Raw genomic sequence first — 18,753 nt, forward strand, 5'->3', positions numbered from 1 at the left:
GTTGTATTGCATAACTTTGTCCCGGATTTAGGTGTTTTGCTCCTGAGCTTTAAGTTGCTGGAACAAATCTTCAGGCATTCGATCTATTTTGCGACCGTTACCATAGTCAAAGCAAACAATACGACCTTCTCCTTCCGCCGCAATACAGTTCAAATTCTCACTGACTACAGCGTACACATGAGTAAAGTGATTCGGGCCCACTTCTTTGACCTTTACTCCAATATGAACGGTATCGGGATAAGTCAGCGGTGCTTTGAAGCGGCAGCGGGTTTCCGCCAGTATCGGGCCTACATTGGCCAGCTGCTTGTACTTCATAAACTCAAGCTGTTCGAAGTGTTTGATACGGATATTTTCGAAATAGCGGAAATAGACGGTGTTGTTCACATGATTAAACGCATCCATTTCTCCCCAGGTTACCTGCTGGGTATGAACACAAACATAATCCTGTAAAAGCGGATGCATAGCTGAAGCCTGTTTTGTCATTATTATTAGTGAGTTACATGGCCTGTCACGATCAGACTGTAACGGGCTAGCCTGCAGTATACTTGAATCTATAGTGATGTGTTAGCTGAACACTTTTATCTCAGGTGAATCAGTAAAAGACGACGGAGGGTCAAAGAAATAAGCATTCAGAGAGGGGGATAAAAGGAAAAAGACAGAAGCCTGAAGAGCATTCTGTCTTTTTGGGGGTGCTTTATTTATCCCGCATGATGTTGGCCGCTGTGACCGTGATGGCGCTGACCTCTCATCTTCTCGAAGTGCTCGGGTAAACCTTTCTTGCTGATAACTCGTTCAGTAACCGGTGCTCCATCCTGCGTTACTACCGCAATGCTATAGCCTTTTTCACCCAGTTCCTTGACCGAACCTACTTTCAGATTGGGGTTATTTATCATCAGCAGTTTGGCCTCTGCCAGAATACGCGCCTGCTCGGCAGAAATATCACTACGCTCACCCGGTTTTGCTGCCAGTATGCGAAGTCCTGCTTTTTCCGGTACACCGTCTCCATCAGTATCAACAGGCAGGCTGTTCTTGCCAACAATATGACTGGCTACCAGAGAACCATCCTGAGCAACGATTTCTACCTGATAGTTTCCATCACTGTTGGCACTGATCTGGCCCAGGCGAAGATTGGTGTTGCCCAGCATGATCAGGCGGGCTGACATCAGTGTTTCTAGCTCACTTTTAGTGAACTCCCGGTTGGCCAGTTTCTTGTGACGACGCTCGGCAAAACGGTGGGCAAATTTACCCCCGTGATGCTTATAGCCCTGACTGTCTTCAAATTGTCCTGACATCTGTTTCTGACAGGATCCTTTGTGTCCATGGCCCGCCAGAGCAATGTTACTGATAGTTGCAACACTAAGACCAAAGGCAACAGCTGCAGCAGCAATAAAAGATAGTTTTTTCATGATATGCGATCCGGTTCAGTTGTCTGCGTGGTGTTATTATTTGAGCGTAAAAATGTCGCTGAACTGTGTCAGGAAATGATCAGGGCGAAGGAAAATTGTCGCAAATTGTCGCAGAATCGGTAGTCGTCAGATTTTGATACACATCGCTGCTGATTCTTTGATTAAGTTCAGTCTAAATTTCGTTATGTAAACAGGCTTCAACAGGGTTATGGGGCAGACAGAGCATATTCTGGTAGTTGATGACCATCTGGAAATCCGTGATTTGCTGGGACGCTATCTCAGCAAGTATGGCTATCGTGTCAGTTTGGCTGAAAACGGTGAGGCGATGCGGCGGGTGCTCGGTAAGGAAACCATCGATCTGGTGGTACTGGATCTGATGATGCCCGGTGAGGATGGTCTGACTTTGTGCAGGGAGCTGCAAGGAAGCGAAACTCCGCCGCCGATTATTATGCTGACTGCCATGGGTGAGGAAACCGACCGCATTGTCGGACTGGAGATGGGGGCTGATGACTATGTTACCAAACCGTTCAGTCCGCGTGAGTTGATGGCCCGGATAAAAGCCGTACTGCGCAGGAGCAGACATGCGGTCGCAGCGCCTGAAGCAAGCAGTGGTCGTATTATGTTTGACCGTTGGGTATTCAATCGGGATCAGCATCAGCTGGAGGATGAATCCGGTGTGGTGATTCCTCTGAGTACCGCAGAGTTCAGATTGCTTGATGTGCTGGTGGAACATCCCCGAAGGGTGCTTACAAGGGATCAGTTGATTGACCTGACCAAAGGCAAGGATGCACTGCCGTTTGACCGCAGTATTGATAATCAGGTCAGTCGGCTGCGAAAAAAAGTTGAGCAGGATCCAAAACAACCGACGCTGATAAAAACGATCTGGGGAGGTGGCTATATGTTTGCTGCAGATATCAAGACTGAAGGCCACCGGAGTTAATTGCAGTGAAGTTGTTTTCCGGCCTTAAACGGCTGTGGCCATCGAGCCTTGCCGGGCAGTTAACCCTGGCTATATTACTCTGCCTGATTGTGGCCCAGTTGATCAGCCTGCTGGCACTGGGCGGTGTTTACCGGCGTCAGATTTATAATGCTTCCGAAGGGCAGATGCTGCGGCGAATGATTGTTCTGACCCAGATTCTGGAGGAAACCCCGCTGCAGGATCGCAAGCGTATTTTACGGGTAGCGGGCTCTGGCTTCAGCCGCTTCTGGCTTGATGATGAACCGGGTATTCACCGGCCAGATGGCAGGGGAACCTATGGTAATAAAATCGGCCTGCGACTGATAAATGCCCTGGGTTATGAATACCGTGGTCGAATTCAGGTGCATATAGAAAAGAATCCCGGCCCAAAGCGCTATGACCAATCGTCGTACAAACATGGCAGATCACATGGCATGCCTGGCCGCTCGCCCCGACACGAACAATATGCCTCATCCGAGTGGTGGCATTTTGAATTCTGGCGCCCGGACCCCCCGCCCCAGGTTGAGCTGGGTGTAGCAATACAATTGAATGATGGTAGCTGGTTGAACCTCAAGAGCAGGGTGCCCGCCATACCGTCACTGTTTTTACGTCAGGCGGTTATTTCGATAGCGATTACCGGACTACTGGTTTGTCTGACCCTGTTGCTGCTGGTCAGACGGATTACCCGCCCGATGCGTCGTCTGACTAAAGCAGTGGAATTACTTGGACGCGGTGGCACTGTTGATCCCTTACCGGAAGAAGGACCGGCAGATATCCGCTCCACAGTGCGGGCATTTAATGAAATGAATGGCAGGTTGCAGCGCTTTGTTGCCGATCGCACCGAAATGCTGGCGGCCCTGTCTCATGATCTGCGAACCCCGATTACAACCCTGCGACTGAGAATCGAGCTGATGGATCCCTCTCCGGATCGTGACCGGTTGTTGGCAACGCTGGAAGAAATGCACCAGATGGCAGAAGCATCCCTGACATTTGCCAGAGAGTCGGCGGCCCGTGAAGATACGGTAAAAGTTAATCTGGATGCTTTGATTGACAGTATCTGCGAGGATCTTATCGATATTGGTATGCCGGTGACTTATAAGTCAGCATCGCCGATAATCCTGAACTGTCGTCAGAATAGCTTGAAGCGAGCCATACGAAACCTGATTGAAAATGCAGTCAAGTATGGTGAGAAAGCAACAGTAAAGCTGCGACAGGATGAGAACAAAATAAAAATTATCGTCATGGATCAGGGGCCGGGTATTCCCGAAGAGGATATAAAGCAGGTATTTGAACCGTTTGTCCGGTTGGAGAAATCACGCAGCCGGGCTACCGGAGGAATTGGTCTGGGGCTGTCTATTGCTCGAACGATCATTCATTCTCACGGGGGAGAGATCAAAATGCGTAATATTCATCCGGGGTTACAGGTAACCATAGTATTACCCTGCTGATATATATTGGTCTACATAGCAGACGGGTGCGGGAGAACAATAAAAGATGACGTCGAACCGAAAGCTGGGTATTGCCCTTGGCTCCGGATCAGCCCGGGGCTGGGCTCATATTGGCGTGCTCAAGGCGCTGGAAGAACTGGAGATTCGTCCTGATGTCGTCGCAGGTTGCTCGGCAGGATCTCTGGTCGGGGTGGCTTGGGCCTGTGACCTGCTGGAGCCTTTTGAAAAATGGGTGCGGGACTTGAGCTGGCGTGAAGTGGTCGGACTGATGGATGTGACGCTCTCGGGTGGTCTGGTTCGCGGCGAGAAGCTGATGAAGTTTTTCCGGGATAATCTCGGAGATCAACAGATTGAAGATCTTCCCGTGCAGTTCGCTACTGTCGCCACCGATATGCACAGTGGCAATGAAATCTGGATCCGAGAGGGCTCCATGCTGGAAGCGGTCAGGGCTTCCTGCACCTATCCAGGGCTGTTCTCTCCGGTACAACGAGAAGGTCGCTGGTTGCTCGATGGGGGCATTGTCAATCCGGTGCCAGTATCCGTTTGCAGAGCAATGGGGGCGGATATTGTTATTGCTGTAGACCTGAATGCGCATCTTGTGGGTCGGCATTCATCGGGCAAAACAGACAGGAAACATGCCGACAGCTGGGTCAATAAAATCGGCAATATGTTTGGTGGTGATGAGCCGGATGATGCTCCAGGTATTATGGATGTGATGAGTAGCGGAGTGAATATCATGCAGGATCGTATCACCCGAAGCCGGATGGCCGGCGATCCACCCAATCTGTTACTGGCACCTTATCTGCACGACTTTAGCATGTTTGATTTTGACCGTTCAGAAGAAGCTATTGCTGAAGGCAGAAGCGTCGTTATGGGTGCCAGAGACCGGCTACATAAACTGCTGAAGTAGCTTATTTGTCCAGAATCAGGGTGACAATCCAGGGCAATACAGCAGAGCTGAAAACAGCGTTCAGACACATTGCCAGACTGGCAAACGAGCCCATTCTGATATCAAGCTCAAATGCCCGGGCAACACCACCGGCATGACTGTTGATACCAAGTGCAAAGCCGGTTGCGCGGGGCTCGGTAATACCCAGAAATCGTAACATGGGCGGCCCGGCAAGGCCGCCATAAATACCGCAGATAACAACCATGGCTACAGCCAGCGGTATATTGGAGCCAATGCCTTCTGCAATACCGAGGGTCACAGGTGTTGTGACGCCCTTGGTTGCCGTTGAAAGCAGGGTTACCAGATTCCCTCCGGCAGCGGCTGCTATTGCCACGCCCATACCCGCAACCGCAACACCGCCAATCACCAGACTGACCAGAATGGGAACCGCCAGCTGACGAATATTCTCAAACTGTCGCTCGAGCGGCACCGCAAGCGCAACGGTGGCGGGGCCCAGTAACATATACAGTGGTGCTGTACCTTCCCTGAATTCTTCATAACTCCAGGGGCCGGATTTAAGCGCCACCGCCACAAGCCCTGTTGCCCATATTAGCGGGTGAAACAGTGTCTTTCGGCCACTTTTACCATAGACCCAGAGTCCAAGCTGATAACCGGCCAGCGTCAGGAAGATAAAGAATAGTGGGCTTGATGTCTGTTGTGCCAGGGCCTCATACCAGTTCGCCATCATGACTCCTGTCCTTTACCAGACTGTTTTTCACGCTTTATAAGCCACTGCATGACCCAGGCGGTAATCGCGATGGAGAGCAGGGTGCCGACAAACATGGCTAGCCCCACAGCAAGCCACTGTCCCTGCATAACATCGCCCAGAAAAAACAGGCCGACACCGGGAGGAATCAGCAGGGCAGGCAAGAAACCAATCAGTTTTTCAGAAGCCAGTGACAGCGACTCTGATGCGCCGCCTTTCAGTCGCAGATAAACCAGTAAGGCAAGCAGGCCGACAACCGAGCCCGGCAGGCTCAGTTCCAGAGCTGTTGAGATGGTATTACCAATAAGGGTAAAAGCGAACAGTATGATCAGTCCGGATAACATAAGCCCGGTATTATCCTGCCAGGGTGAAAACTGGGCTTATGCTATCGCTTTTGCCTGAAAATACCTATTCCTGCGGATGAATTAACTGCGAAGGAATAGCGAATTTTTATTTATCCCTGCTTCCACAGATCACCATCGGATGGCAACTCGGATGAAGAAATCGAATACTCACGTTTGGCTGCCGGAGGCGCAAACCCATGCCGTTTGATTTCAAGTAGAACCAGAACCAGTGCAATCAGCAGCAAGCCATAAGACAGCGCTACGGTATCAAAGACATCAAACCCGGCCAGTTTGACTGCGGAAGCAATAATGCCTCCACCGGTCATGCGAGCACAGCCGTCAATTGCTGCTGCCAGACCTGAGCAGTGTTTGAAAGGCTCAAGTGTCAGTCCTGAAGCAGTACCAAAGATCAGGTTAAAGCCAATGCAACCCGCTGCAGCGGGCAGGAAGAACCATAGTGGATCAGATATCTGCACCGCCAGCAGACCCCAGCCGCCAACCAGTGCCAGCATAATGCCGATCATAATAGTTGAGCGACGGCCAACTGCCGAAACCAGTTCCGGAGCCAGAAAGCTGGCTACCAGCTGCAGTAATCCGAGTGCGCCAAAAGCAAGTGCAAAACCGAATTCATCCAGACCGCCCAGTCGCATGGCGACAAACGGCGCATTGGTGGCATAGGCCAGGATTGCGCCCATAGTCAGCATGCCGGTCAGACTGTAAGTCAGAAACTGCTGGTGGCTGAGAATCTGCTTTAACTGACTGGATACTGACTCGCGTTCCTGATCTGTACCGGAGGTGCCTTTTTTCTTTAACGCCGGTGGACGACTGTTATCCATTAACAGCAGGGCACTTAGAAAAATAATACCGCCAAACAGGGCCATAAAGGTAAAGTTTGCAGACCAGCCCCATTGGGTTGCCAGCAGACCGCCAAGCAGTGGTGCCAGCATTGGAATGGTGCCGATCATTCCGCCCATATAACTGATCCAGCGGCCGGATTCGATGGCACTGAAATGATCACGTACCCAGGCAAAGGCACTGACGGCACAGCTTGCCGCACCCAGACCCTGAAGGGCACGGGCCGTGTAAAGTTCTTCAAGGTTATCCGAGGTAATACCTGCAGCACTGCCAGCCACATACAACCCGGTTCCCAGCAGGGCCGTAAAGCGGCGGCCGAACTGGTCAGACAGTGGGCCGGCAAGCAGTTGTCCCACACCCATGCAGACCATGAACAGGGAAATTGTCAGCTGCAGTGCGGCATCATCTGTGTTAAAAACACTGGCCATCTCGGGCAGGGATGGCAGGTAAATATCAATCGCCAGGGGGCTTAACAGTACCAGGGCAAATATCACAGGCAGAGCAGACTGCCGGGAGGTAGGCATAAACCGAAAACTCTTTCATTACTCATGAATTGTTATGCTATTGTCGCTTTTGGCTCTTATGAGTGGAAGTGATATCTTTTCATTGTCCATTTTCCTCTGTGGAATATCTCTCCCCATGTCCCTGCTAGAGCTTTCCCGAATCAATCTGAACCTGCTGGTCTGTCTGCAGGCTTTGCTTGAAGAGCAAAGTGTGTCCCGGGCTGCAGAACGACTGTGCCTGAGTCAGTCTGCAGTCAGTAAAAATCTGGCGAGACTGCGCCAGATTACCGGTGATCCGTTGTTTACCCGCTCGGCTCACGGCCTGATTCCAACCCCCCGGGCAAAAGCACTGCATACAGAACTCAGTCTTTCACTGGAAAATCTGTGGAAGCTGGTACAGCCTGCTGATTTCGATCCTGCCAGTTGTGAACGACATTTCCGGATTTCATTACCGGAGACCGCTAATCAGTTAATTTTTCAGCGCTCACTGGCCAGCATTATCCGTCAGGCTCCGGGCGTTAAAATCAAGATTCAGAACCTGAGACTGAATGATGTCAGCCTGCTGGCTTCAGGAGAGCTGGATATGGCCATGCTGCCGGATGATCTCGATTGCGGCCAGCATCGTATTCCGGGGCTTTACAGCAAAAGACTGCATCAGGATAAGCTGACCTGCCTGGTACGCACGGATCATCCCTGTCTTTCCCAGTCATGGTCCCGTGACGCATGGCTGCAAATGGGGCAAATCAGTATCGGAACGGTTACCAATAATCTGTCGATTATTGATCAGACTCTGGCGCAACAGGGTTTAAGCAGAAATATTGTTATTGCTGTTGATGACTTTCACAGTGCCACCGGCATCTGTGAAAGCTCGGATCTTGTTTTTGTTTCATCCGCAGGCTGGGCAGAATATGCGAAGCCACGCTATAACGTGACTTCATTGCCTCTGCCGCTTGAGGTCGAGCCGATTACCTATGAAGCCTACTGGCATCAACGGCACCATCAGGACCCGGCTCATTGCTGGCTGCGTTCGTTTCTGACAGATACAAGCTCTCAGGCGGCAAACTGAGCCTTGCGCTGGTTGTACTCGGCAACCATGGTGTCGATAGAGTCCTGCTGATATTCCCGCAGGCTGGACAGAACAACGGTCTTTTTGCCCTTGCCGACAACCTTGCCATTGTCTTTGAAGATGAAAGACAGGGTTACGTTACCACGCTTGCCATCAACAGCCAGTTCAGCTTCAGTGGCTTCAAGTACCGGGTCAGTCAGATCAACAGTATCCAGATGTACGGACATGCTCTCATAAATAACCAGCGGACGAGCTGGGTTAATCATGGCGTTTTTGTCTTTCATCAGTGGTACGAGTACGTGCGGGAAGTTTTCGCCGGAAAACGCCACATAGCTGCGAACCAGCTTTTCGATCAGTGTCGGGTCAAGATTTTGCTCGCCCTCACTGTCAATGCTGAGGTATTCCTTGCCGCGACCGTCGGCAATGACCTTGCGACCATTTTCCTGAGCCTGAATTTCCAGCTCTACACCATCACTTACCATGCCGCTGAAGTTAACCTGCATATCGTTATGCAGACCTTCAGACATCAGGATCTTGGCAAATAGCAGATCGCCGGGGACGCAGAAGCGCTTGCTGTCCACATCGTGAATCGGATTGAAATCGTTGGCGATTTGCTTGGCAAAAGTACTGGATTGCTGGCGGGAAAAAGAAAAATGACCAGCTTCAAGTTCGGTGCAATATTGATTTAAAAACATGGTTCGCACAGGGAGTTAATTTGTCCTGTTTCTGATGAAACTATCAGGGTGTTTCGGAAATATTCGGGTTTTTGGCCTTCCGGAAGCAGGTCAGTCCTGCTCTTCCCTGACTGATCCAGTAACCTTGATTTAATCGTACTGCCAGTTGTTTAAAGAAAATATGGCAGATTCGTATCTGTTTGGTTACTGATTGCGATAATCGTAAGCTGTGGTTGCTGTCAGGCAAGACGGGCTCTGTCCCTGAGCCATTCTCATTGCAACTGACTTTTGTTACATGAGTTCAGCAGCTAATGATTAACTCTTTGCTGTTTTTTCTTTTTTTCACTGTTTTGTATTACTTCCATTAGCACTCTTCCTTCACGCATACTCGACTCTGAGTGAAGAGATTGTACATGTCTAGTGCCCGGATGAGTGTGATAATACTCTGCCTCTGTATGCATCTCCTGATCCCAGTTCGTTTCATCTGGCAACGCCGCACCTCTGGTTTTTTTCGAATCAGAACTGGAGGGCTTCGCTTGCTTCTGTTTCAGCCAGTTTTCGAAGGCGGGCACAGAATTCCCAAAATCCAGAACAGATAAGCTGCACTGGCAAGGTTTTGTTTCATTTAACGGGTTATCAGCGAGCCCAAACAAAACATCTATGTCCCATATGGTGGCAGTTTTTTTCTGTTTGAATAACGACGCTTGGCCATCTGAAATATGGAAGCTAGGAGAGGCGCTTTCAGGTGTAGAGGTTAATAAAAAAGTGGAGTGCTCTACCTGAGAGTATTCAAATGCAAGAGTTGCAAGCTTTGAAAGTTGTTTAAGTAGCAGTAACAGGTTTTTTAGTCTAACTCGCTCATCTTCGGTTGAAAGGTGAGTAGCGAGCGCGGTGTCTATGTCACTTTCAGGCTTTTCACTAAAGGCGACATACTGGCCAAAATGTACCTCTGTGCCATATCGACCCGGGTGGCCAAGAGCTCTTTTGAAGGAAACTGAAAAGGACAAACCTTTTTCGGCAGAGCAAAGCCCAAGAATTGTTAATACTTGTCTCGCATTAGTTGAGAAATCCAGGGTATACAAATCACTTGGACAAGATTCGCAGGATAGAAACCATACGTGCTGATCTTTTTGATGCTCTTCAATGGAGATGAACTTGTAACCCCCCGGAACTGTTGATAATGCAATTAGTTGGCTATATGAATGGGTTGGGTTTAAAAAAAATAAAATCAGGAATATAGTTTTGAGTCGGGATCTTATTAATATGCGTTCGACTTCCATTTGAGTACCGTTCTCGTTAGATATGATTTGGGTCAAAGTATAGAAGAGCGATTCGCAGACGAGAGGGATGATTTAACAGATATTTTTGGCAGCGTATTGTAGTTATATCCTGGTGGACGTATGCAGGATCAAAATATTAAACAGTCTAGAAAATTAAACAGCCCTTAATAAAAGGAATTAAATTTTATCAAGGGCTGGTTATTTAATTTCGTCTGTCCTCTATGACAATGCCATCATTGTTCAGTTCTCCCATAGCTACCTTTTGGGCGCCGCCTTTCATTTTGAAAATAATTTTCAGACTTGCTTCAATCGCCTCAAGATTGATCTCCTCGTCAGTTTCACAAAGAAGAGTCATATGATCCAGACTATCAATCGAATCAACAACCAAGCGTGCTTTGCTGACCTGTGGATGCCGCTTCACAACCTCGGCAACCTGGTTGGGGTGTACAAACAACCCTTTGACTTTGGTGGACTGGTCAGCCCGTCCCATCCAGCCCTTGATTCGCATATTGGTTCGACCGCAGGGGCTTGAGCCGGGCAAAATGGCTGTCAGATCTCCGGTGGCAAAGCGCAGTAAGGGATATTCAGGGTTAAATACGGTAACCAGAATCTCGCCGACTTCACCGGGTGCGACCGGATCACCGGTACCGGGGCGAACGACTTCAAGAATAATATCCTCGGCCACAATCAACCCTTCCCGTGCCGGGCTTTCATATGCGATAAGACCAGCATCGGCTGTAGCATAAGCTTCAAGGCACTGGATACCTCGTTGATCATACTCTTCCCTGAGAGCGGGCAATAATGCCCCACCAGTTACCAGAGCACGCTGAATACAGCTGAGATCAATATCCTGCTCATCAGCCTTGTCCAGCAAGGTTTTCAGGAATGCAGGGGTTCCAGCGTAGCCGGTAGGTCGCAGGGACTGAATGACTCTCAGCTGTTGCTCTGTCTGGCCAACTCCGGCCGGGATTACTGCACAGCCACAGGCTCTGGCTCCTGAGTCGAGAATAAAACCACCGGGGCTCAGATGATAAGACAGGGTGTTGTGCACAATATCACCCGGTCGGAAACCGGCTGCATGAAAGGCCCTGCCCATCCGCCACCAGTCTTCGGTTTTGCCTTCAGGTTCATGGATCGGGCCGGGTGACTGGAACAGTCGACCCATTGCCGTCATATCCAGCCCGTTGATGCCACCAAAGGGCGGGGTGTTTTGCTGTAGTTCTATTAATTCGGATTTACGGGTGACCGGCAGTTTTGCCAGTGCTTCCAGTGAATCAATCTGAGTCAGATCGACGCCTGCCAGTTGTTCTTTATAGAAACTGGAATGCTCGACCGCATGAGCCAGACTTTGCTGTAAGCGATCCAGCAGATAGCGCTCACGCTCCAAAGGACAACGATGTTCCTTACCGTCAAAAAACATGGCGCGCTCCTCCGTTACAACCAGCGCTTGCGACGCTTATAGGACTTTAGCTCCTTGAAGCTTTTACGCTCGTCACTGCCGCCCAGATAGAATTCTTTTACGTCCTGGTTATTCAGGAGTTTTTCCCGGGAGCCATCCAGTACGATCTTGCCGGACTCCATGATGTAACCATAATCAGCACACTTGAGCGCGAAGTTGGCATTCTGCTCAACCAGCAGCATGGTAATACCCTGCTCTTTGTTGATCTGCTCAATAATGCTGAATACTTCCTTAACCAGCAGTGGCGACAAACCCATCGACGGTTCGTCCAGCAGAATCATTTTCGGACGTGCCATGAGTGCTCGACCAATGGCTAGCATCTGCTGCTCACCACCGGACAGGTAACCGGCCAGACCGGTACGTTCTTTAAGGCGGGGGAAGTAGTTGAAGACCATATCGATGTCTTCCTTGATATTGCCTTCCCGCCGGGTATAGGCGCCCAGTCGCAGGTTTTCGACACAGGTCATATCTTCGACAATACGACGACCCTCCATTACCTGAAAGATGCCGGAGCGAACGATGTCTTCTGCATTTTTCTTATCAATTCTTTCGCCCATAAAGCTGATTTCGCCACGACTGACTTCACCGTCTTCGGTTTTCAGCAGCCCGGAAATAGCTTTCAGGGTAGTGGATTTGCCAGCGCCGTTAGGGCCCAGCAGGGTTGCAATCTGACCCTGCTGAACATCAAGGCTGACACCCCGCAGTACCAGAATAACTTCGTCATAAACGACTTCGATATTGTTAATACTGAGTAACGGCTCGGCGGGCTCTATCTTTCTGGCTTCCATCGTCTTTCTCCAAATCTTTCCTTCACCGATTACTGTTTGCTGCAAACAATGATCAAGGTATAAGTACCCGGACACTTAGAGCGGAACCAGCGAAAACCGCCGGTTCCGTCATGCCAGAAACTTAGTAACCGAGCCAGTCATCACGACGAGGCAGGGTCACCTGGGAAATACGGCTTACGTCAACTTCGCCTTCATTCCACTTGGTCTGATAAACGTTCACGGTGTTGATTCCGCGGTGATCTTCAGCAGTCCAGCTGGCCGGCAGGCAAACACCGTCCATGTTGGCCGGTACCCAGTCCTTCTTGGCGTACATGCCTTTCTTGATGTTTTCACCGGTGATACCACCGTTGGCCTTGGCCCACTTCATGGCATCAGCCATATACAGGGCAGAGCAGACACCGCGTACATAGTGATGAGTCTGGAAGCCATCACGCTTGGCGCCCTGGGCAATATCACGAACAGTCTGCATCGCCGGTACATCATCAGACCAGAACGGGGTCATGGCCGGGAATACAAAGTTGTTGATACCTTTACCAACCGCCTCAAAGGTCGGCTTGTCGCCACCCCAGATATTGGACATCAGCTGGATTTCAGTACCGACGGTATCGCAGGACTTGATCAGGGAAACAACAGAGCCACCGAGGTTGGCCACATATCCATAGTCAGCATCACTGGTCTTGATTGACAGACACTGGGCCTTGAAGTCACCGGGCTTCATGGACACCACAACCGGTGCTTTTACATCAAAGCCAAGCTCGGCGGCATATTCAGCACAGGCCGCTTTTGGTGCATTGGGGTAGGGGTGGTTGTCACCGATATGAATAAAGCCGGGCTTGCCACTTTTACCTTTGGCCTCCCAGTCTTCCTTTGCCCACTTCACCAGTGCACGACAGGTGTCAGAGTAGGAGGCACCGTAAAAGAAGTTGTACGGAGCCGGTTTCTTGGTTTTAGGGTTCTTGCCGGTTGGATCTGTCAGGTGACCGGAGTAGGACGCAGAGAATACCGGAATCTTGTCTTTTGCGACGAAAGAGATCAGTGCTTCGGTATCCGCGGTTCCCCAGCCCTGCATGGCAACCATGCCTTTACGGGACTTCCACTTCTTATAGTTACTGATAGCCTGAGGCACCTTGTAGGCATAGTCGACGGTTTCGGATTCAATCCGGGTGCCGTCGATACCGCCATTGGCATTGATCCAGGCCAGGGTGTCCTTAACACCGTCAGAATAAGGCTTACTTACGTAGGCGGTGGGACCGGAATAATCGGCCAGGTGACCCACGAAAACCTTGTCTGCCTTGGCGCTGGCGGTGAGGGGTGTTAACGCTCCAACAACTCCGGCAACAACAGTAGCGAGCAGAGTCTTCTTCATGTTGGAATGCATAGCGTCTCTCCTTGTTGTTTTTATTGTATTGACACTAATGTCTTGGGTTGTGTGATGACATGCCAGAGACAGGTGTCTCATTATGCCCGCCTCTGGCCGAGGGGATTAATAAGCGAACGGATAGTATTTCCAGTACGCTTTGATTTGCTTCCAGCGATGAGCCAGACCATCCGGCTCAAAGATCAGGAACAGGATGATGACCAGACCGATAGCCATTTCCTTGAAGTAGCTCAGGCTCTCCATCAGGCTGCCTTGCTCTACCAGACCACTGCCGGCAATCATGCCCACCAGGCCTTCCAGTACTTCAGGCAGCAGCACGATAAAGATGGTGCCCAGCAGTGCGCCCTGAACCGAGCCCAGACCACCGATAATGATCATGGCGAGGAACTGTACGGACATCATCAGGGTGAATCCTTCCGCAGATACAAACCCGAGATAATGGCCGTACAGAGCACCGCCGATACCGGCATAGAAAGAAGACACACCGAATGACAGCAGACGGTACCAGGTCAGGTTGATACCCATGATCTCGGCAGAGAGGTAGTGATCCCGTACCGCAACAAAGGCGCGGCCGTCACGGGAGCGCATCAGGTTGGAACCCCAGATATACATGAAGACCAGTGAGAACAGGGCAACATAGAAGAAGGATTCATCGCTGTCGAAGGTATGACCAAACAGGCTGACAGACTCAGCTGCGGCACCGTAGGCACCACCGGAGAACCATTCGGCCCGGGCAAAGAAGTCTTCGATAATGAACTGGGCTGCGAGTGTCGCAATGGCCAGGTACAGACCCTTGATCCGCGCTGCAGGCAAGCCGAACAGCATACCCACCGCCATGGTAAAGCAACCGGCCAGCGGAATGGAGATCCACACCGGTACCGCAAAGGTATTGGTGAACCAGGCTGAGGCAAAGGCGCCAAAGCCGAAGAAGGCACCGTGACCAAGCGAGATCTGACCGGTGAAACCTACCAGAATATTCAGACCCAGCGCGGCAATGGCCAGATAGGAAATCTGGATAAACAGAGTCAGGTAATAAGCATCCAGGACCAGTGGTGCAAAGCACAGGGCAATGATCGAGGCGATGGTGACACCGCGGATCGTGCTGGTCTCGAATATTTGGGTATCCGCTTTGTAGGTGGTGCGGAAATCACCACAGGGGCGCATCGAAAGTGCAATCATTATTATTGTTCTCCTGCCACGGAAATACTGCCGGTTGGCATCTGACAGTATTTCCTGCTTCTGGCTATATCCCTGTGTCGTTTAAATCCGTTCGATATCCTTGGTACCAAACAGGCCGTAGGGCTTGATGGTGAGGATGATCAGCAGCACGTAGAACGGAGCAATGGTGTAGAGGTTGCCGACATGCAGGTACTGGCTGTCGACGAACTCGGCCAGGTTTTCCAGCACACCAATGATGACACCACCAACAACACCTCCGATTACCGAGTCCAGACCGCCCAGAATGACTGCCGGGAATACCTTGATGCCGATGAAAGACAGTGAGTCGGATACCCCGTTAACCATGCCGATAACGATACCGGCTGTGGCGGAAACCATGGCTGAGATCGCCCAGCTGGCAGCAAATACTTTCGGTACCGAAATACCCAGACTGCTGGCAACCTGCTGGTCAAAAGCGGTCGCCCGCATCGCCAGTCCCATCTTGGAGTAACGGAAGAACCAGTAGAAGCCACCCATCATAATGAAGGAGAAGATCAGGCTGAGAATATAGGCCATCTCGATATTCATGCCGAGAACAGACACTGTCTGGGTTTCAAACACCTGCGGGTAAGAGGCAGGTGCTGTACCAAATATCCACTTCATCAGAGCCTGGAAGAACATGGACAGACCGATGGTCACCATGATTACCGAGATAATCGGTTCACCGATCATCGGCCTGAGGAAGATGGCCTGAATCAGAATCCCGAACAGAGTCATAAAGCCCAGTGTCAGCAGGAAGCCGACAAAAAACGGCAGTTTCAGCCACACCAGTGTCGACCAGCAGATCCAGGCCCCGATCAGCAGAAACTCGCCCTGGGCAAAGTTTACGACCTGGGTTGATTTGTAGATCAATACAAAACACATGGCGATAACGCCATAGAGGAGACCTACAATCAGGCCGTTCACGGTGAGTTGCAGTAACAGGTCTGTATTCACGATGCCTGCCTCCAGTTTTCCCGGTTATTCTTGTTATTTTTATCCATCACGGGTTGATCAAGATGCAGCTTGACCACGTCCAGCGTGGTCTGGATCCGGCTCTTGCTGCCATCCTGGAAGGTAATCGTGGTATCGATTTCTACCTGATCACTGTCGTCGTACAGAGCATTGATAATGTCACCGTACTTCTCGGCAATCACACCACGACGTACCTTGCGGGTACGGGTCAGTTCACCATCGTCCGCATCCAGTTCCTTGTAGAGCAGCATGAAGCGTTGTACCCGCTGGCTCTCAGGTAACGACTCGTTCACTTCATCCACCGCCTGACGTACCAGCTCGCGTACTTCCGGTTGGGAAGACAGGTTGGTGTAGTTGGTGAAGGAAATACCATTGCTTTCAGCCCACTTGGACACAATGCTGAAACGGATACAGACAATGGCGGTCAGGTTGGGGCGGTCTTTTCCGAGAATAACTGCTTCTGCCACATAGGGAGAGAATTTGAGTTTATTCTCGATGTACTGTGGTGAGAACCGGACACCGGTAGAAGTTTCGGCCAGATCCTTGATCCGGTCGATTACAACCAGATGGCCATTGTCTTTTTTGATGTAACCGGCATCACCGGTATACATCCAGCCGTCACGTACATCTTCATCAAACGCTTTCTGGTTCTTGTGGTAACCGGTAAACATACCAGTAGTGCGGGCAACGATTTCACCAACACCGTTTTCATCCGGGTTTTCAATCCGCAGCTCACTGTTATCGAAAGCAACACCAACGGATTCGTAATCAATATCGTTATCCTGGTGGATGGTGTAGGCACCGGCCATTTCGGTCTGACCGTACAGCTGCTTCAGCGGTACACCCATCAGGTTAAACAGCTTGAAGGTATCCGGGCCCATGGCGGCACCACCGGTAGCGGCTGAACTCAGGTTGGAGAAACCCAGCCGGTCACGCAGAGCCTTCATCAAAATCAGTTCGGCCAGGGTAGACTTCTTGCCATTGGCGCGGGCTTTCTCGGCCAGATCCATACCCAGTTTGAACAGCTTCTGCTTCAGCGGCTGGGCGTCCATCATGCGGGAGTGAATTTCCGCTGCCAGGCTTTCCCAAACCCGCGGAGCGAGCAGTACAAAGTTGGGGCCGATTTCCCGCAGGTCAGCCATCATGGTTTCCTGGGTTTCGACAAAGTTGATGATCTGGCGCTGCAGCAGGGCCTGACCAACGGCGTAAACCTGCTCCATAATCCACGGCAATGGCAATACGGAAACATAGTTGTCACCAGGCTTTTTCGGGTCAGCACGCAGATAAGCGGCACAGTGATCGAGGAACGGACCGGAATGGTGTTTTGCCAGTTTCGGCTTGGAGGTTGTTCCTGAAGTGGTACACAGAATTGAGAGATCATCACCGCTGGTTTTGCTGATCATTTCTGCGTAAGCCCGGGCATTACGCTTTTCAACCGTTTTACCCAGCTCGTAAACCTTGCGGATATCAAACAGACGGTTGTCGTTGTATTTCCGCATACCGCGAGGATCGCAGTAGATAATCAGGCGAACAGTAGGAATGGTATCTTCCAGCTCCAGCAGCTTGTCGCACTGTTCTTCATCTTCTGCAATAACAACAGAGGTTTCTGAAAAGTTCAGCAGGTATTCGGTCTCTTCATGGAGAGAGTCCTGGTAAATACCCATGGAGTAACAGCCCAGCGCATGCGCTGCAATTTCTCCCCAGATCCACTCCGGACGGTTATCACCCAACAGGCCGATGACTTCCTGTGGTTTGACACCCAGCTCCTGTAATCCCAGGGCCAGCCATTTAACCTTGTTGTTGTAGTCCTGCCAGGTAAATTCCTGCCAGATCCCGAATTCTTTTTCCCGCATGGCGACATCTTCGGGGAAGTTCTCGGCGTTATAGGCCAGAAGCTTGGGGAAGGTGTCGTACTTTTTGATATCAGGCAATTGCATCAGGCCGTCTCCTCCATCAGCAGTTCGTCTTCTTCACCGAGATAGGCCTTTTTAACGTGTTCATTGGCCATGATTTCATCCGGCAGGCCTTCCGCAATCTTGCGGCCGAAGTCCAGTACCATTACCCGGTTGGAGATACCCATGACGACGCCCATATCGTGCTCGATCATGATCACGGTCATGCCCCATTCTTCATTCAGATCGAGGATGTAACGGGCCATGTCCTCTTTTTCTTCCTGGTTCATGCCGGCCATGGGTTCGTCCAGCAGAATCAGGTCAGGCTTAAGGGCGACGGCCCGGGCCAGTTCAACCCGCTTGCGCAGACCATAAGACAGGGTACCGGCCTGACTCTTGCGAATATGGGAAATTTCCAGAAAGTCGATAATGTCTTCCACCGCCCGGCGGTGTTCGAGTTCTTCTTTCTGGGCACCGGAGAACCAGTACAGGGGACCGGTTGCAAAGTTATTCTTCAGCAGGTGGTGACGGCCAACCATGATGTTATCGAGTACCGACATATGGCCGAATAACGCAAGGTTCTGGAACGTCCGGCCAAGACCGAGATCGGACCGCTCGTTGGGCTTCATTCCCAGCATTTCCTTACCCTTGAAGGTAATGGAACCCTGGTTAGGCTGATAGCGGCCGGAAATACAGTTCAGCATGGAAGTTTTGCCGGCACCATTAGGGCCGATAATCGAGAAGATTTCTCCCTTGTTGACGTGGAAATTGACGTCAGTCAGCGCTTTTACGCCACCAAAAGCGAGCGACACCTTACTGATCGAAAGGAGCTTTTCGGGGGAACTCATCCTTACGCCTTTGTTGCTTGTTATTAT

The 18,753-nt window shown here is 50.8% G+C and carries 18 protein-coding genes; 4 read left to right on the forward strand and 14 right to left on the reverse strand.

What is annotated here, in order from left to right; translation table 11 throughout:
• Nucleotides 1-27 precede the first annotated feature (27 nt).
• Both ACYZZ0_RS08710 and ACYZZ0_RS08715 read right to left on the reverse strand, forming a co-directional pair.
• Nucleotides 28-462 carry an acyl-CoA thioesterase gene (locus ACYZZ0_RS08710; RefSeq protein ID WP_461536225.1) on the reverse strand — a complete coding sequence of 145 codons (435 nt, stop codon included), beginning with the start codon at nucleotides 460-462 and terminating at the stop codon, nucleotides 28-30.
• Nucleotides 463-698: 236 nt separating this feature from the next.
• Nucleotides 699-1,406: a hypothetical protein gene (locus ACYZZ0_RS08715; protein ID WP_461536226.1), complete on the reverse strand. Its 708-nt coding sequence runs from the start codon at nucleotides 1,404-1,406 to the stop codon at nucleotides 699-701.
• 208 nt (nucleotides 1,407-1,614) lie between these two features.
• Between ACYZZ0_RS08715 and ACYZZ0_RS08720 the strand changes: the two genes are divergently transcribed.
• Genes ACYZZ0_RS08720 through rssA form a run of 3 tightly spaced genes read left to right on the forward strand, consistent with a single transcriptional unit; the run spans nucleotide 1,615 to nucleotide 4,722 of the window.
• Nucleotides 1,615-2,346 (forward strand): response regulator, encoded by a 732-nt coding sequence (locus tag ACYZZ0_RS08720; RefSeq protein WP_461536227.1) that lies wholly within the window; start codon nucleotides 1,615-1,617, stop codon nucleotides 2,344-2,346.
• A 5-nt stretch (nucleotides 2,347-2,351) separates the two neighbouring features.
• On the forward strand, nucleotides 2,352-3,812 hold the full coding sequence (locus tag ACYZZ0_RS08725) for an ATP-binding protein (protein ID WP_461536228.1): 1,461 nt from the start codon (nucleotides 2,352-2,354) through the stop codon (nucleotides 3,810-3,812).
• 46 nt (nucleotides 3,813-3,858) lie between these two features.
• On the forward strand, nucleotides 3,859-4,722 hold the full coding sequence (gene rssA, locus ACYZZ0_RS08730; protein WP_461536229.1) for a patatin-like phospholipase RssA: 864 nt from the start codon (nucleotides 3,859-3,861) through the stop codon (nucleotides 4,720-4,722).
• A gap of 1 nt (nucleotide 4,723) precedes the next feature.
• Here rssA and ACYZZ0_RS08735 read toward each other — a convergent pair whose 3' ends face one another.
• The 3 genes from ACYZZ0_RS08735 to ACYZZ0_RS08745 form a co-directional block, all read right to left on the reverse strand.
• Nucleotides 4,724-5,449 carry an LrgB family protein gene (locus tag ACYZZ0_RS08735; RefSeq protein WP_461536230.1) on the reverse strand — a complete coding sequence of 242 codons (726 nt, stop codon included), beginning with the start codon at nucleotides 5,447-5,449 and terminating at the stop codon, nucleotides 4,724-4,726.
• Nucleotides 5,446-5,811: a CidA/LrgA family protein gene (locus ACYZZ0_RS08740; RefSeq protein WP_461536231.1), complete on the reverse strand. Its 366-nt coding sequence runs from the start codon at nucleotides 5,809-5,811 to the stop codon at nucleotides 5,446-5,448. Before ACYZZ0_RS08740 ends, ACYZZ0_RS08735 begins: the two co-directional genes overlap by 4 nt.
• Before the next feature lie 110 nt (nucleotides 5,812-5,921).
• On the reverse strand, nucleotides 5,922-7,190 hold the full coding sequence (locus ACYZZ0_RS08745) for a multidrug effflux MFS transporter (protein ID WP_461536232.1): 1,269 nt from the start codon (nucleotides 7,188-7,190) through the stop codon (nucleotides 5,922-5,924).
• A 115-nt stretch (nucleotides 7,191-7,305) separates the two neighbouring features.
• Between ACYZZ0_RS08745 and ACYZZ0_RS08750 the strand changes: the two genes are divergently transcribed.
• Entirely contained in the window at nucleotides 7,306-8,235 is a 930-nt protein-coding gene (locus ACYZZ0_RS08750) for a LysR family transcriptional regulator (RefSeq protein ID WP_461536233.1), read from the forward strand.
• Here ACYZZ0_RS08750 and ACYZZ0_RS08755 read toward each other — a convergent pair.
• The 9 genes from ACYZZ0_RS08755 to ACYZZ0_RS08795 all read right to left on the reverse strand — a co-directional run bounded on the left by ACYZZ0_RS08755 (nucleotide 8,220) and on the right by ACYZZ0_RS08795 (nucleotide 18,726).
• Nucleotides 8,220-8,930 (reverse strand): DUF3581 family protein, encoded by a 711-nt coding sequence (locus ACYZZ0_RS08755; protein ID WP_461536234.1) that lies wholly within the window; start codon nucleotides 8,928-8,930, stop codon nucleotides 8,220-8,222. The two genes, ACYZZ0_RS08750 and ACYZZ0_RS08755, sit on opposite strands and share 16 nt — an antisense overlap.
• A gap of 287 nt (nucleotides 8,931-9,217) precedes the next feature.
• A complete protein-coding gene (locus tag ACYZZ0_RS08760; RefSeq protein ID WP_461536235.1) occupies nucleotides 9,218-10,189 on the reverse strand; it encodes a hypothetical protein in 972 nt (323 codons plus the stop codon).
• Between the two features lie 202 nt (nucleotides 10,190-10,391).
• Nucleotides 10,392-11,609 carry a phenylacetate--CoA ligase family protein gene (locus tag ACYZZ0_RS08765; protein ID WP_461536236.1) on the reverse strand — a complete coding sequence of 406 codons (1,218 nt, stop codon included), beginning with the start codon at nucleotides 11,607-11,609 and terminating at the stop codon, nucleotides 10,392-10,394.
• A 14-nt stretch (nucleotides 11,610-11,623) separates the two neighbouring features.
• Nucleotides 11,624-12,436: an ABC transporter ATP-binding protein gene (locus tag ACYZZ0_RS08770; protein ID WP_461536237.1), complete on the reverse strand. Its 813-nt coding sequence runs from the start codon at nucleotides 12,434-12,436 to the stop codon at nucleotides 11,624-11,626.
• A 121-nt stretch (nucleotides 12,437-12,557) separates the two neighbouring features.
• Complete coding sequence (locus ACYZZ0_RS08775; protein ID WP_461536238.1) at nucleotides 12,558-13,814, reverse strand: ABC transporter substrate-binding protein; 1,257 nt, start codon at nucleotides 13,812-13,814, stop codon at nucleotides 12,558-12,560.
• A 105-nt stretch (nucleotides 13,815-13,919) separates the two neighbouring features.
• Nucleotides 13,920-14,993, reverse strand: coding sequence for a branched-chain amino acid ABC transporter permease (locus ACYZZ0_RS08780; protein WP_461536239.1), 1,074 nt, complete (start codon nucleotides 14,991-14,993; stop codon nucleotides 13,920-13,922).
• A gap of 81 nt (nucleotides 14,994-15,074) precedes the next feature.
• A complete protein-coding gene (locus ACYZZ0_RS08785) occupies nucleotides 15,075-15,968 on the reverse strand; it encodes a branched-chain amino acid ABC transporter permease (protein ID WP_461536240.1) in 894 nt (297 codons plus the stop codon).
• Nucleotides 15,965-17,923, reverse strand: a complete 1,959-nt coding sequence (locus ACYZZ0_RS08790) for an AMP-binding protein (RefSeq protein ID WP_461536241.1) — start codon at nucleotides 17,921-17,923, stop codon at nucleotides 15,965-15,967. The genes ACYZZ0_RS08785 and ACYZZ0_RS08790 overlap by 4 nt, the downstream gene beginning before the upstream one ends.
• Nucleotides 17,923-18,726, reverse strand: coding sequence for an ABC transporter ATP-binding protein (locus ACYZZ0_RS08795; RefSeq protein WP_461536242.1), 804 nt, complete (start codon nucleotides 18,724-18,726; stop codon nucleotides 17,923-17,925). The genes ACYZZ0_RS08790 and ACYZZ0_RS08795 overlap by 1 nt, the downstream gene beginning before the upstream one ends.
• Nucleotides 18,727-18,753 lie beyond the last annotated feature (27 nt).

Source organism: Spongorhabdus nitratireducens, from assembly GCA_947387575.1.
Taxonomy (GTDB): domain Bacteria; phylum Pseudomonadota; class Gammaproteobacteria; order Pseudomonadales; family Endozoicomonadaceae; genus CANDOC01.